Annotated in this window: 15 protein-coding genes and 3 tRNA genes; 8 read left to right on the top strand and 10 right to left on the bottom strand. The window is 60.4% G+C overall.

Annotated elements, in window-relative coordinates:
* Positions 1-81: 81 nt before the first annotated feature.
* The 4 genes from DDE77_RS04745 to DDE77_RS04730 form a co-directional block, all read right to left on the bottom strand.
* Positions 82-1095, bottom strand: coding sequence for an extracellular solute-binding protein (locus tag DDE77_RS04745; protein WP_108396591.1), 1014 nt, complete (start codon positions 1093-1095; stop codon positions 82-84).
* Positions 1096-1218: 123 nt separating this feature from the next.
* Positions 1219-2304: an ABC transporter ATP-binding protein gene (locus DDE77_RS04740; protein ID WP_108396311.1), complete on the bottom strand. Its 1086-nt coding sequence runs from the start codon at positions 2302-2304 to the stop codon at positions 1219-1221.
* A 211-nt stretch (positions 2305-2515) separates the two neighbouring features.
* On the bottom strand, positions 2516-2827 hold the full coding sequence (locus tag DDE77_RS04735) for an SDR family NAD(P)-dependent oxidoreductase (protein ID WP_245895089.1): 312 nt from the start codon (positions 2825-2827) through the stop codon (positions 2516-2518).
* Positions 2828-2842: 15 nt separating this feature from the next.
* A tRNA-Thr gene (locus tag DDE77_RS04730) sits at positions 2843-2918 on the bottom strand.
* A gap of 284 nt (positions 2919-3202) precedes the next feature.
* Here DDE77_RS04730 and cysD point away from each other — a divergent pair.
* Positions 3203-4111, top strand: coding sequence for a sulfate adenylyltransferase subunit CysD (gene cysD, locus DDE77_RS04725; RefSeq protein ID WP_108396310.1), 909 nt, complete (start codon positions 3203-3205; stop codon positions 4109-4111).
* Positions 4112-4122: 11 nt separating this feature from the next.
* Positions 4123-5997 (top strand): sulfate adenylyltransferase subunit CysN, encoded by a 1875-nt coding sequence (cysN, locus tag DDE77_RS04720; RefSeq protein ID WP_245895088.1) that lies wholly within the window; start codon positions 4123-4125, stop codon positions 5995-5997.
* Positions 5998-6191: 194 nt separating this feature from the next.
* Here cysN and DDE77_RS04715 read toward each other — a convergent pair whose 3' ends face one another.
* The gene (locus DDE77_RS04715; RefSeq protein WP_108396308.1) at positions 6192-7619 is read right to left on the bottom strand and encodes a mannose-1-phosphate guanylyltransferase/mannose-6-phosphate isomerase; all 1428 of its coding nucleotides are present in this window, start codon (positions 7617-7619) and stop codon (positions 6192-6194) included.
* A gap of 228 nt (positions 7620-7847) precedes the next feature.
* Here DDE77_RS04715 and DDE77_RS04710 point away from each other — a divergent pair, with 228 nt between their 5' ends.
* The 5 genes from DDE77_RS04710 (at position 7848) to DDE77_RS04690 (ending at position 11471) form a co-directional block, all read left to right on the top strand.
* Complete coding sequence (locus DDE77_RS04710; RefSeq protein WP_108396307.1) at positions 7848-8975, top strand: S-(hydroxymethyl)glutathione dehydrogenase/class III alcohol dehydrogenase; 1128 nt, start codon at positions 7848-7850, stop codon at positions 8973-8975.
* A gap of 62 nt (positions 8976-9037) precedes the next feature.
* Complete coding sequence (gene parS / locus DDE77_RS04705) at positions 9038-9517, top strand: type II RES/Xre toxin-antitoxin system antitoxin (RefSeq protein ID WP_108396306.1); 480 nt, start codon at positions 9038-9040, stop codon at positions 9515-9517.
* Positions 9514-10020 (top strand): RES family NAD+ phosphorylase, encoded by a 507-nt coding sequence (locus tag DDE77_RS04700; RefSeq protein ID WP_108396305.1) that lies wholly within the window; start codon positions 9514-9516, stop codon positions 10018-10020. Before parS ends, DDE77_RS04700 begins: the two co-directional genes overlap by 4 nt.
* Positions 10021-10044: 24 nt before the next feature.
* Positions 10045-10515 (top strand): YaiI/YqxD family protein, encoded by a 471-nt coding sequence (locus DDE77_RS04695; RefSeq protein ID WP_108396304.1) that lies wholly within the window; start codon positions 10045-10047, stop codon positions 10513-10515.
* A gap of 77 nt (positions 10516-10592) precedes the next feature.
* Entirely contained in the window at positions 10593-11471 is an 879-nt protein-coding gene (locus tag DDE77_RS04690) for a polysaccharide deacetylase family protein (RefSeq protein ID WP_245895087.1), read from the top strand.
* Here DDE77_RS04690 and DDE77_RS04685 read toward each other — a convergent pair.
* The 3 genes from DDE77_RS04685 to DDE77_RS04675 form a co-directional block, all read right to left on the bottom strand.
* The gene (locus DDE77_RS04685) at positions 11468-11860 is read right to left on the bottom strand and encodes a hypothetical protein (RefSeq protein ID WP_108396303.1); all 393 of its coding nucleotides are present in this window, start codon (positions 11858-11860) and stop codon (positions 11468-11470) included. The two genes, DDE77_RS04690 and DDE77_RS04685, sit on opposite strands and share 4 nt — an antisense overlap.
* Positions 11857-12612 carry a 23S rRNA (guanosine(2251)-2'-O)-methyltransferase RlmB gene (gene rlmB / locus DDE77_RS04680; protein WP_108396302.1) on the bottom strand — a complete coding sequence of 252 codons (756 nt, stop codon included), beginning with the start codon at positions 12610-12612 and terminating at the stop codon, positions 11857-11859. The genes DDE77_RS04685 and rlmB overlap by 4 nt, the downstream gene beginning before the upstream one ends.
* 242 nt (positions 12613-12854) lie before the next feature.
* Positions 12855-12939 (bottom strand) — tRNA-Tyr (locus DDE77_RS04675).
* 240 nt (positions 12940-13179) lie between these two features.
* Between DDE77_RS04675 and DDE77_RS04670 the strand changes: the two genes are divergently transcribed.
* Positions 13180-13253 (top strand) — tRNA-Gly (locus tag DDE77_RS04670).
* A gap of 18 nt (positions 13254-13271) precedes the next feature.
* On the opposite strand, the gene DDE77_RS04665 is transcribed toward DDE77_RS04670, so the two are convergent.
* Both DDE77_RS04665 and DDE77_RS19720 read right to left on the bottom strand, forming a co-directional pair.
* Complete coding sequence (locus tag DDE77_RS04665) at positions 13272-13562, bottom strand: hypothetical protein (protein ID WP_108396301.1); 291 nt, start codon at positions 13560-13562, stop codon at positions 13272-13274.
* A 206-nt stretch (positions 13563-13768) separates the two neighbouring features.
* On the bottom strand, positions 13769-13994 hold a 226-nt coding region (locus DDE77_RS19720), incomplete at its 5' end, for a hypothetical protein (protein WP_210204342.1).

Below are 13994 nucleotides of genomic sequence, written 5' to 3'. Positions count from 1 at the left end.
CCGTGGGCGCTTATCTCGGCGCCCTGCAGTTATTTCGGCCATAGGCGATTGCGGTATCCCCGGGGGTGCCGATATTTGTGCTTAGTTGCCGAAAGTATCGAAATTGACCTCGTCAACGAGTTCGCTGGCACGAGCCCGGAACGGCAGCACTTCGGTAAGAGACTGGCCATCGGGTTGAAGGGTGCCGAATGCAGCAATCAGGGGATGCACTTCGGCCGTTGCGGAAACCGGATACTCGAAATTAGCTTCTGCGTAGAGCCTCTGCGCCTCGTCGGACACCAGATATTCAAGCAGCTGGACTGCTTCGTCCCGATTTGGCGCATGAGCCGCAACTGCAGCGCCGCTGACATTTACAAGCGTGCCGCCATCCTCAAATGTTGGGAGGATGACCTTGACCGCATCTGACCAGGCCTTCTGCTCGTCCCCACCGGCACCGCTCGCCATCAGGCCATAATAGTAGGAATTGGCCACGGCGATGTCGCACAGACCGGCAGCAATGTCGCGGGCGCCGTCCCGGTCCCCGCCGGCGGCGGCACGCGCCTGATTTGCCTTGATGCCCTGGAGCCAGGTCTTGGTTTCCTCCTCACCATGCTTGGCGAGATAGGCTGCAAACATCGCGGTGTTGTAGGGATGCTGGCCGGAGCGAATGCAGAGCTTGCCGCGGAACTCCTCGTCGTCGAGCTGCTCATAAGTGATGCTGTCGAGATCAAGCTCCTTGGAGGCATAAACAACGCGGGCCCGACCAGAAAGAGCAAACCATTGTCCATCAGCGTCGCGCAGCGACGCAGGAACTGCCGCATTCAGCACTTCCGATTGCACAGGCTGGGTCACTCCAGCATTCACCAGGTCAATCAAGGCGCCGAAGTCCACCGTCATCAACAGGTCTGCAGGAGAGCTTTCCCCTTCGGCCTTAACGCGCTCGATGAGACCGCTTTCCAGGAATACCGTGTTCACCTTGATGCCGGTTTCGGCATTGAAGGCATCAAGGATCGGTTGGATCAAACCGGGTTCGCGTGTTGTGTAGATGTTGACCTCTTGGGCCAGCGTAGGGGCAGCGGCGGCAACAGCCAAGATGCCGGCCGCGCCCAATGTCATGATGTGATTGCGCAAAGTCGATCTCCCAAGATGATACGCAAAAGATGGGCGGGAACTTCCGCACCATCATTCACATGGAAGAAGTCTTTATTTGATAGAGAATGTCAACTTATTCCGCGCGCTTTAGAATGCTTCTAAGTTATTGAAGGAGGTGACCGTTCCCAGCTGCGCTGCATCTTGGGGAAAGATCATGAGCTTGCTCTCGTCGACGGAGACAAATACTTCGTCGCCAGGTCGAACATCGTGTCGGCCGGTTCCACGTATGATAAGCGGCTCATGCATCCCGCTGACGGATACCAATAGTTGTTCGATTTCTCCCAAGATCAATCGTTCAACCACCCAGGCGGAAATACCCACGGGCGAGAGATGGATGGATTGAGGGCGGAGCAACACGGTTGGAACGCCCTCCAGGGCTGGAGCGGCAAACCTGCCGAGCGGTGTTTCAAGAAATTTGCCATTGAGCTGCGCCGGTATCACGTTCATGCGCGAAAAGAAGCGTGCGGCATAGGCTGTCCAGGGAGCATCGTAGATGCGAGCGCCCGTGCCCACCTCCACCAATCGCCCCTTCTGCATCAAAGCGACCATGTCTCCGATGGCCAAGGCTTCCTCCGGGTCATGAGTAACCACCACCGCTGTCATCCTTAGATCCCGCACAAGAGAGAGCGTCTCCTGCCGCACCCGATCCCGCAGGCCGCGGTCCAGATTGGAAAAGGGTTCGTCCATCAGCAGGAGACGGGGCTGCGGTGCCAGTGCCCGGGCCAAAGCCACGCGCTGCTGTTCGCCCCCCGACAGCATGTGTGGATATCGATCAGCAAGAGCCTCGATCCCGATGCGCCCCAACACATCGGCAACCCGTTCCTCACGGTGGCGTCGTGAAAGGAGATGAAGCCCGAACCCGACATTCTGCCGCACAGTCAGATGCGGGAACAGGGCGTAGTCCTGGAACATGAAGCCCACGCGGCGGTGTTCAGGCTCGACGAATGCATCGCCACCTGAGACGATCGTGTTGTCGATGCTTATTGTGCCGTTGTCGAGCCTCTCGATGCCCGCAATCGCCCTGAGCAATGTGGACTTTCCGCAACCGGACTGACCAACCAGGCATAGAACTTGTTCGTTGCCCAATTCGAGGGAAATATCATCGAGCGCGGCAACCTCTCCGAAGCGGCGGCTGACACCTGACAGGACGAGCATGGATCTTGCACTGTTCATGTCGCGCTAGTGGCCGCGAGCTGGAAAGCTTGTCAAGTAAACGCTGCCCATCAAGGCTCCGCATTGTGAGGGATTGAAGCAACCAGCCAAGTATCGAAGAGCCCGAATGGGGCGCTATGCCGTATAGGAGGGACCGACCCTGTTCAGGTCATTGTTCGCTGGTGGACATGCCGACTAGCGCTCCGCGCTGAAGCACCGAGGTCCAAGCTGCCTACCAGGGCACTATTCCAGCTGGTTCCACGAAGCTGCCAGATACGGCACCTTCACCCAAAAGGGCATATTGTACCGGCAGGCGCGCACCTTCCTGGGGTGTCATGAAGCCGTTGCCGCCGGTCAGGTCTGTCTGGACATAGCCAGGTGCCACCGAATTTACCAGGATGGGAGTATCTTTCAGCTCGGCCGCCAATTGCACGGTCAGCATATTGAGGGCCGCCTTGGAAGCATTGTAGCCGATCAGACGTGCTTCGTAATAGGGCGAGGTTGGGTCGCCATTGATGGTCAGCGATCCCAATGTGGTCGACAAACGCTTTTGGATCTATGGTGCCGGCAGCAGGGTTCGAACCCGCGACCCCCTGATTACAAATCAGGTGCTCTACCAACTGAGCTATACCGGCATGCGTGGGGCTTTAGCACTCTCGTTGTGGTTCGGCAAGCGGAGGGTGGGGCTGAACTATTTTTCTGCACAGCGGAGGGGTGGCGCATTCTGCGCTGCTTGAAAAAGCGCTTCAGCAAGCGGCGTTTGCAGGAGGAGGCGGGTGCGCAGATGTTTGTGCCTCCAGGCTCCCCAAGTGCCCGCCGCACAGCGCTTTTCGGCTTGTCGCTCGAGCCGCCGCGGCCTAACTCACAAGGCTGAAACTGGCGCTGTTCCTGGCGCCTTTTGCGTGGGAGTAGAGCGGCCTTGAGTGCACCATCCTTGACCCATCTGCAGATCCTTGAGGCCGAAAGCATCGAGATCTTGCGCGAAGTGGCGGCGAGCTTCGAGCGGCCCGTGATGATGTATTCCATCGGCAAGGACTCAAGTGTGCTCTTGCACCTGGCGCGCAAAGCCTTTTACCCCAGCAAGATTCCGTTTCCGCTGCTGCATGTCGATACGACATTCAAGTTCCGGGAAATGATCTCCTTCCGCGACCGGATGGCCGAGCAATTCGGGTTCGACCTGATACGGCATACCAATCCTGACGGCATCCGGGACGGGATCAATCCCTTTGACCATGGCTCGTCGCGTTACACGGACATCATGAAGACCCAAGCTCTGCGGCAGGCGCTCAATGCCGGTCGCTATGATGCGGCGATCGGTGGCGCGCGGCGCGACGAGGAAAAGTCCCGCGCCAAGGAGCGTATCTTTTCCCATCGCAATGCCAGCCATGCCTGGGATCCCAAGAACCAGCGGCCCGAGCTTTGGCGCGTGTTCAACACCCGGCTCAATCCGGGCGAAAGCATGCGCGTGTTTCCGATCAGCAACTGGACCGAGCTCGATGTCTGGACCTATATCTATTCGGAAGGCATCGAGCTGCCCTCGCTTTATTTCGCCAAGCCGCGGCCCGTGGTGGAGCGCTCCGGCACCTTGATCATGGTGGATGATGAGCGCCTGCCGCTCGGGCCGGGCGAAACGCCGCGAGAGGAGATGGTGCGGTTCCGCACGCTAGGCTGCTATCCGCTCACCGGCGCCATCCGCTCATCGGCGGCCGATCTGCCATCGATCATCATGGAAATGCAGGCGAGCCGCACATCGGAACGCGAGGGTCGCCTGATCGACAGCGACAGCGCCGGTTCGATGGAAAAAAAGAAGCAGGAAGGTTATTTCTGATGAGCCTTCCCATGACTGCTCCAGATACCGAACTCGACCTCTGGCTCAGCCAGCAGACTGAAAAATCCCTGCTGCGGTTCCTCACCTGCGGTTCGGTTGATGATGGCAAATCAACCCTGATCGGGCGCCTGCTTTATGATAGCCAGCTCGTGCTGGATGATCAGCTGGCGAGCCTCAAAAAGGAATCGCGCAACCGCATGGTTGGCGATGAGGGGATCGATTTTTCGCTGCTGGTTGATGGTCTTACCGCCGAGCGCGAGCAGGGCATCACCATTGACGTGGCCTATCGATTCTTTTCGACCGACAAGCGCAAGTTCATCGTGGCGGATACGCCGGGGCATGAACAATATACCCGCAACATGGCGACGGGCGCCTCCAATGCCGATCTGGCGCTGGTGCTCGTTGATGCGCGCAAGGGCGTGCTGACGCAGACGCGGCGCCACAGCTTCATCCTATCGCTGATTGGCGTGAAGCACGTCGTTGTGGTGGTCAACAAGATCGATCTGGTAAATTACGATCAGGCCGTATTCGATAGAATCGTTGCCGAATATCGCCAGTTCGCCGAGCCGCTGGGCTTCAAGACGCTGGAGACCATTCCTGTATCTGCCCTGCGCGGCGACAACATGCTCGCGCCAAGCGCCAACACGCCCTGGTACAAGGGTTCGGCGCTGGTGCCCTATCTTGAAACCATCGACATCGCTGAAGACCGCAGCAGCCAGAAGTTCCGCTTCCCCGTTCAATGGGTCAACCGGCCGAACCTTGATTTCCGCGGCTTCTCGGGCACGGTCGCGTCCGGCGCCATCTCGGTGCGCGATGAGGTGCTGATCGCCTCGTCCCGCAAGCCCGCGCAGATCAGCCGGATCGTGACCATGGATGGCGATCTTCAAACTGCGATTGCCGGGCAGGCCGTGACACTGGTGCTCGATCGCGAGGTGGATCTGTCGCGTGGCGATGTGCTGACGTTGCCGGGCGAGACGCCGGAATATTCCAACCAGTTCCAGGCGCGACTGGTGTGGATGAACGACGAACCGGCCTATCCAGGCCGATCCTATCTGCTCAAAATTGGTGCGCAACTGGTGCCGGCGACCATCACGGATCTCAAGTTCCGCACCAATGTGAACACATTGGAGCAAACAGCGGCGACCAAGATCGATCTTAATGAAGTTGCGACCGTTACGATTGCCACCGACAAGCCGATCGCCTTCGACGCCTACCGCAGCAATGCCCTGACCGGCGGCTTCATTCTGATAGATCGGCTATCCAACGCGACACTGGCCGCCGGCACCATCGAGTTCGGCCTGCGCCGCGCACAGAACTTGACCTACCAGTCGTTCGACGTGAACCGTGATGTGCGTGCCGCCATGAAGGGGCAAACGCCCCAGATCGTGTGGTTCACGGGCCTGTCGGGCTCGGGCAAGTCGTCCATTGCAAACCTGCTCGAAAAGCGCCTGACGGCCGAGGGTCGCCACGCCTATATCCTTGATGGCGACAATGTCCGTCATGGCCTCAACAAGGATCTGGGCTTTACCGAAGCTGCACGCGTCGAAAACATCCGTCGCGTGGCTGAGGTCGCCCGGCTCATGGCGGATGCGGGGCTGATTGTGCTTGTCTCCTTCATATCGCCGTTTGAGAAGGAGCGTCGGCTGGCGCGCGAGATTGCGGGCGATATCAGCTTCACCGAAGTTTATGTCGATACGCCGCTGGAGGTTTGCGAAGCGCGGGACCCCAAGGGGCTCTACAAGCGGGCGCGGGCAGGGGAGATCAAGAACTTTACCGGGATCGACTCGCCTTTCGAGCCACCCACCAATGCGGAGCTCGTGCTGCATGGGGCCGAGCAAGAGCCGGTGGTGTTGGCTGACGAGTTGCATGCTTGGTTGAAGCTCTAAAGCTCTCGAGCTCGAACGCACTGAATTGCGTTTGACCTCAACTTTACCGGATCCGTCCGTCCATCGTCATTACCCGGCTTGTCCGGGCAATCGAGTGGCGCCGGCCCAATAATGGATCACCCGGACAAGCCGGGTGATGACGGTGTGGAAATGTTGTGCCAGACCATGAGTTCGGCAGGGCAGGTCACCAGGCTTTACGCGCGCCCGAACTCGTCTTCGATGCGGATAATGTCGTCTTCGCCCAGATAAGAGCCCGTCTGCACTTCGATCAGTTCGAGCTCGATCTTGCCGGGATTGGCTAGCCGGTGCGTGCAGCCCAGGGGCAGGTAGATCGACTGGTTCTCGCTTAAAATCGTGATGGTGCCATCCACGGTGACCTCAGCCGTGCCGCGTACCACGATCCAGTGCTCTGCGCGGTGGTGGTGCTTTTGCAGGCTCAGCTTCTTGCCGGGTTTGACGAACAAGCGCTTGACCTGGAACCGCGAGCCATTGAGCACGGAGGAATAGCCGCCCCATGGCCGATAGGCCGTCTTGTGGATGTCGGTAAGGTTTGACGTTTCCTTGTTGGCGCGCAAGGTCTTGACCATGGCGCCGACTTTTTGCGCCTCGGTGAGCTTGCCGACATAAACCGCGTCGTTTGTCGCGACCACCACCACGTCGTCGAGACCTTCAACGGCGACGTGCCCGTCGTCGGAAATCACGAGCGAATTGCTGACATTGCTTAGCGTTACCGGACCGCGGGTAGCGTTCTGTGCAGCATCCTTGTCGCTCGTTTTCCAGACCGCGTCCCAACTGCCCAGATCCGACCAGCCGAAATTCACCGCTACGACAGCCGCCCGCGCGGTCTTTTCGAAGATGGCATAGTCCACCGAGATGTTGGGCGCGCTGGCGAAGGCGGCTGCATCGAGGCGAACGAAGTCGAGGTCCGACTTGGCTTCCCGGACGGAATGCTCGGCTGCCGACAGCGTCTCCGGTGCCAGTTTCTGCGTTTCGTCCAGGAACGCTCCCGCCCCGATCATGAACATGCCCGAGTTCCAGAAGTAACCCCCATCGGCAAGCATGGAAACCGCGCGCTCCCGATCCGGCTTTTCCACGAACCGCTCCACAGCCTGGACCTCGCCGCCAATGGCGGCATTGGCCTTGATGTAGCCAAAGCCGGTTTCCGGGTGGGTTGGCGCGATGCCGAAGGTAACCAGATCGCCACGCGCGGCAGCTTCGGCTGCGGCCAGAACAGCGGCTGTATAGCCGGCATCAACTGAAACATCGTGGTCCGAAGGCAGCACATGCAAAACGGCATCAGGCCCGAACTTGGAGCGGGCATAAACGGCAGCAGCGGCAATGGCCACGGCAGTGTTGCGAGCCACGGGCTCGAGGAGCACGCCGGCCAAGGGCGCACCAAGCTCATCGGCCTGTTCGGCGACAATGAACCTGTATTCCGAATTGGTGATGACGATCGCGGGCGCATAGAGCGAAGCATCCGACACACGCTGCAGCGTCTGCTGGAAGAGGCTCGATGTACCCACCAGTTGAAGGAACTGCTTGGGTCGGGCGGCGCGCGACATCGGCCAAAGACGGGTGCCCTGTCCGCCAGCCAGAATTACGGGTACGATCAATTGCGGCATGTCTGGTGGCTCTACTTGAGTTGATCTGACGCTTGCGAAAGCAGCATTGCTGTGGGGCTATGTAGCCGACCAGACGAGCGCAAAACAATTGGGGAGACCGGTTTTCTTTGTGCGGGCCGTGCCCAGAGTTAATCGGGCGACCTGCTGTCGCGATCGGTCAAGAGGCGGTTGTCCATCCCGGCGCCCCATGCGAAAGCTTGGGCAAAGATGGTCTAAGGAGAATCCGCAATGAAAACTCGTGCCGCCGTAGCCTTCGCCGCTGGCAAGCCGCTGGAAATCGTCGAAGTGGATCTGGAAGGACCCAAGGCCGGCGAGGTGCTGATAGAGATCAAGGCGACAGGTATTTGCCACACCGATGATTTCACGCTCTCAGGCGCGGATCCCGAGGGGCTTTTTCCGTCGATCCTGGGTCACGAAGGCGCTGGTGTCGTGGTTGATGTCGGCCCGGGCGTCACGAGCCTCAAGAAGGGCGATCACGTGATCCCGCTCTACACGCCGGAATGCCGCGAATGCTATTCCTGCCGCTCCGGCAAGACCAATCTCTGTACCGCCATTCGCGCAACGCAAGGGCAGGGGCTCATGCCCGATGGCACCTCCCGCTTCTCTTTCGAAGGCAAGCCCATTTTTCACTATATGGGCTGCTCGACCTTTTCCAACTTCACCGTGCTACCGGAAATCGCCGTTGCCAAGATCGATGCCGCGGCGGCTTTCGACAAGGTTTGCTATGTCGGGTGTGGCGTCACCACCGGCGTTGGCGCGGTGATCAACACGGCCAAGGTGGAGATCGGCGCCACCGCCGTCGTGTTCGGTTTGGGCGGTATCGGGCTCAACGTCATCCAAGGGCTGCGGCTGGCCGGCGCCGACATGATCATCGGCGTCGACATCAACAACGACAAGAAAGCCTGGGGGGAGCGTTTCGGAATGACACACTTCGTCAATCCGACCGAGATCGAGGGCGACATCGTTCCCTATCTCGTCAACCTCACCAAGCGCCGTGGTGATCTGATCGGCGGCGCCGACTACACGTTTGACTGCACGGGCAATACGCAGGTCATGCGCCAGGCGCTCGAATGCAGCCACCGCGGCTGGGGCAAGTCGGTGGTGATCGGTGTTGCCGCCGCTGGCAAGGAAATCTCCACCCGTCCTTTCCAGCTGGTGACCGGCCGCACCTGGATGGGCACCGCCTTTGGTGGCGCAAGGGGCCGCACCGACGTGCCAAAGATCGTGGACTGGTATCTCAATGGAAAGATCGAGATCGATCCGATGATCACCCACACGCTGCGTCTCGAAGACATCAACAAGGGCTTCGACATGATGCATTCGGGCGAAAGCATCCGCAGCGTCGTCGTCAACTAACAAGCGTTGCAACCTCTTGCGTCACGTGTCATTATAAGTCGGTCACGTGACGGAGGTTCATCATGACCGGCTTTGCTGAAGCGCCCCAAATGCCATTTGGCACGGAACTGGACCGGGTCGGTCATCTGCTGGGCGGATCGCGCGTGCTCAAGCGTAGCTTGGGCACGGCGTTCGATGCGCATGAAATGCTGCTCGAAGGCTTGCCCGGTGACGCCCTAACCCAGCTGGAGCGGCGCCTGCAGGTGCTTGACGCTGCCGCTCTCGAAAAGGCTATCGGCATGAGCCTGCGGACACTGCAGCGTCGGCGGGCCGATCCGAGCCAGCCGCTCAGTGTCGATCAAAGCGGCCGCGTCTGGCGGTTTGCCGAGATCCTGGCCAAGGCTACCGAAGTCATGGGCAGCCAGCGTGATGCCGAGGAATGGCTGAGCGAACCGGCTATCGGGCTCAACGGGCAAAAGCCGATCGATCTTCTGGCAACAGCTGCTGGCACCGAGCTGGTTGAAACCTTTCTCGGCCAGATCCAATACGGGGTGTACGTTTGAGTCCACCGCTTCCCGGTCCCCTGGGCGGCACGGAGCTGATAGGCTGGCGCATTGATGCGCGCCCGTTTGCCCCGACTTGGGACAGCGGGGAAGGGGCCTTTCGCTTTGGCGGGCGCTGGAACAGCCAAGGCGTGCGCGCGGTTTACTGCGCGCTCGATCCGGCGACCACTATTCTGGAAGTTGCCGTCCATCGCGGCTTCAAGCGCATGGACACTGTTGCCCATGTGCTCACGTCCTTCCACATCACCAATCCGGCCGATGTCCATGTCGTTCAGACGGACGATCTGCCCAATTCTAACTGGTTGCGATCCGGGCCGCCGAGCGCGGGGCAACAAGCGTTTGGCGACAGCCTGCTGCAGGCGCACAAATTCGTGCTGGTCCCCAGCGTGGTATCGCCAAATAGCTGGAACCTGGTTTTTACCGCCGCGCGCGCCAGCGGCGCCTATACGTTGCGGGTCCAAGAGGCGTTTGCCCTCGATACCCGGCTCCACCCGGTCGCTTGAAGCAATGGATGAGACACGAAACGGATGACCCAGGCAGCACCAAGCATTTTCGTGGATGCCGACGCTTGTCCGGTAAAGGACGAGGCTAGGCGTGTGGCCGAGCGGCTGAACCTCCACATCATCTTCGTCAGCAATGGTGGAATTCGCCCCTCGCGCGATCCCATGGTCAGTGTCGTTGTGGTCTCGTCCGGTGCCGACGCGGCCGATGACTGGATTGTCGAACACGCGCAAGCCAACGATATCGTTCTCACAGCCGATATCCCGCTGGCTAGCCGGGCCATCGACAAGGGCTGCCACGTGCTTGGGTTCACCGGCAAACCCTTCACCCCTGCCTCCATTGGCATGGCCCTGGCCCTGCGCGACCTCAAGCAGCATCTGCGCGAAACTGGTGACATCAAGGGCTATAATCCCGGCTTCCGGCCCGCAGATCGTTCTGCCTTCCTCAGCGCCCTCGATACACTCGCCCGGCGAGCGCAATCGCTTGTAGGTAAGTAATCCTTAAGCTCTTGCGAGCGGAATATTAACCATAATCGCAAAAACTGCGCTCAGTTGTTTCCTGCTGAGTTCATGCCGTGGTGCTTTCGCGTTTTGCTTTGTCTCTTGTGCTTGCGGGCATGTTTCTTGGCGGTTGTGCCAAGCCACCCAGCCAGCACGAAACCCTGATGCAGCCTGTGGACACGACCCTCACCACGGCCAGTATTGCGCCCGCAACCGTGTCTGTGCGCGACCAAGAAATGCCCAGGCGCATCTTCAGCGCCGGACCCCTGAGCGGCCGCACCCTCGCTGTCGCATCATCGGCCGATATCGTGCTCCAGCCCGGCGAAGTGGTGCTGACCTTTGACGATGGTCCGCGTCCCGGCAGGACAGACAAGATCCTTGCAACGCTCGACGAGTTCGGCGTCAAGGCCAGCTTCCTGATGCTGGGCTCCGCTGCCCAGGCGCAACCAAGGCTCGCGCAGCAGGTCGCGGCGCGCGGCCATACCGTCGGCAGCCACACCTTTGCCCATGTGGACCTTGAAACCCTCGGCCGCCAGGAGGCTCTGGACGAGATCGCCAAGGGCGAACGCGCGGTGGCCCAGGCGCTGGCGGGAAGCGGGCAGGCTCCTGCGCCGTTCTTCCGCTTCCCCTACCTCTCGCAAAGCGGGTTCCTGCGCACCAATCTCGGCCAAAGCGGCCTTGTGGTGCTTGATGTCACCATCGACAGCAAGGACTACTACAAGGACACGCCCGCCATAGTCGCCGCCCGCACCCTCGCGCGCCTTGACGCTCGCGGCAGCGGCATCATCCTTTTCCACGACATCCACCAGCGTACGGTCGACATGCTGCCGGACTTCCTGGCCGAACTGCGCCTGCGCGGCTATTCCGTGGTGCGTCTCGTGCCTAAGGATAACGGTGTCTTCGGCCGCTCCCTCATAACGGCCGATGCGCCAGCGCTCAGCGACGCCCTCTAGTCCTCTTCGTCTTCCTCGACATCCGTGAGGTAGACGGAAAACTCAATATCGATGCCATGCCCGGTAAGGGCCGCGGCAACATGGGCGGGCAGGCGGGCTGACATAGCTTCGCCTGAATCGGGAAAATCAAACGCCAGATCGAGCACGGCCTTGCCGATCCGCCGATCATCGAGCATGGCCGAGATCGTTGGCCCCGAGCGTTCCGCCAGCTCCAGCAGGGCGCGCACCGGATTGTCGGCGGACACATCCACCTGCGCATAAAAGCTCTGCTCGGCATCCTCGGCCTCATAGCGGCTGGTCAGCTGCTTGAGTGCGCTATCCAGATCATTCTGGCCCAGCGTCACGCCGGACAGGCGCAGCGCCATGGCAAAGGGCGAGAACTGGCTCATGAATTTCTCCCCGCAGTGGCGGCAAAGAGGGCAATCGCTGCCGCATTGGACACGTTGAGCGATTTGATCGGGCCAGGCATGTCGAGCTTGACCATCTCGTCGCACAGCTCGCGCGTACGCTGGCGCAAGCCCTTGCCCTCGGCGCCAAGCACGATCACGAGCGGCTGATCGCCCTCGCGCGGCTGCAAACGCTCCTCAGCTTCTGAATCAAAGCCCAGCACCAACATGCCGCGGCTCTTGAGCTTTTCGAGCGCGTCGCCAAGATTGCGCACCTCGATCATGGGCACCATGTCCAGCGCCCCGGACGCCGATTTCGCCATCACGCCCGTTTCACGCGGGGAGTGACGCGCCGTCGTGATCACCGCGTCTGCCCCAAAGGCGCAAGACGTGCGCAGAATGGCCCCCACATTGTGCGGATCGGTAATCTGGTCGAGCACGACAACCAGCTTGAGCGGCGAAATATCGTCGAGACCAAACCGCCCAACCGGATCCACCTCTAGCGCCACCCCCTGATGCACGGCGTCTTCGCCCAGTAGCCGGTCCAGCTCCTTGGGCGTTGTTTCGGTTACGGGCACCTTGCCGATCTCGCCGGTTTCCCGAAGCCGCATCATGGCGTTGGGCGTTGCCAGCAGAGCCTTTTTGATGCGGTTCTTGTTGTCGAGCGCCGCTCGCACGGTGTGGAGCCCGTAAAGGTACACCGGGCCGTCATCGGGATTGTAGCGTTGTTTTGGCGGAAATTTGTTGAAGCTCATGGCGCCAGCCCTAGCGCTTTTGCCCCCAGCCAGCAAGCGCCGACAAAGCGCACCGGTACTCGCCACAGCCTCAAAGAAAAGCGCCCACCTCGTTTCAGGGCGAGGGGGCGCAGAAATGCATGGAACTGCCTTTGACCTAGGCCCGAGGCGTTCCGCCCGCAAGTGCGCGGTTAAGAACTGGTTAATTCACCTGCGGGAGCAGGGAACTGCAAACCGGCGGAAAGGGGAGCCCCGAAGGGCGTTGGTGGAGGGGACTGGATTCGAACCAGTGTACGCTAAGCGGTCAGATTTACAGTCTGATGGATTTAACCACTCTCCCACCCCTCCACAGACAACGTCGCTTGGGCAGGAAACGAAGCGCCGGGGCGCGTCGTCGGGCCGGTTTATGGTGGTCTGCGCCGAGTGTGTCAACACCCGTTTGACTCCCTTGCGAAGTTTTCCAAAGAGAGCCCGGTTCTGCGGGCACTTCTCTGCGCGAAAACCACCAGTTTGTCCCTGAGTGAGCAGGGAGGGCTTGCTTCGCACCGCCGTCTCGCGCTATTGCCATTCGCGTCGGTCACCGACCGGGCGGGTATAGCTCAGTGGTAGAGCAGCAGCCTTCCAAGCTGAATATGCGGGTTCGATTCCCGCTACCCGCTCCAGACTCCCAAGAAATTCAGTTAGCCAGAAGCTGCGGGAGGACAGGACCAGGTGCAGGTCGCGACTGTCCAGTTGCTGATCGTCCGCATCCTCAACGAGCCCGATCCCACCAAGCGCTCCACGCCGGGCATCTTCGACTTAACCGCGCTCCGCCACCCTTCGACCGCCTCGGGCGAAAAGCCGAACTCCGTGGTGGTAATCGGGAAGAAATCTTCGCGCGAGCGATCAATAGCGGCAACGTTGCTATCATGCTCAAGGATGCGCGCGACGCGTTCGTCAGCGCCGGCGGCAAGCCCCGGAACCAGCAGCATTGCCGCAAGGGTAAGCCGTAGGATGAGCCGTGCGATCCTGTTCCGAGGTTGTCCGCACACTGGCTGCCCGAATCGTGTTCATCGACGTGAATGGCGATGTCTGGCTCAGAGGTGGTACGGTGAACTCGCGCTCCATGAGATTGGATGATGAATGGACAGGCTCGACGCTGACCCGCGCTGCCCACGGGCTCGAGGAAGGGCGCGCGTCAGCTTTTTGCGCATAGCAACTTCAGAGCAGACGGTCTGGAATCCACCCCATATCTGTCCTTGAGAATGGCGGCCTTGAAGGGCAGGGTAGGGGCCGGGGAACTAACCCGCTGCGCGGGAGGGTGCGCGCGGTGAGATAACGGCAAGGCACCGGTCGCAACGGCTTGGTTGAGGATCGCCTGGTTCAGGAGTTCCCTTTTGGCTCCTTCAACCCAGGAGCCGAAC

The sequence above is a fragment of the Devosia submarina genome, from assembly GCF_003056345.1.
Classification (GTDB): Bacteria; Pseudomonadota; Alphaproteobacteria; order Rhizobiales; family Devosiaceae; genus Devosia; species Devosia submarina.
The sequence above is the reverse complement of the archived record's forward strand: the minus strand, read 5'-3'. Positions and strand labels throughout refer to the sequence as shown.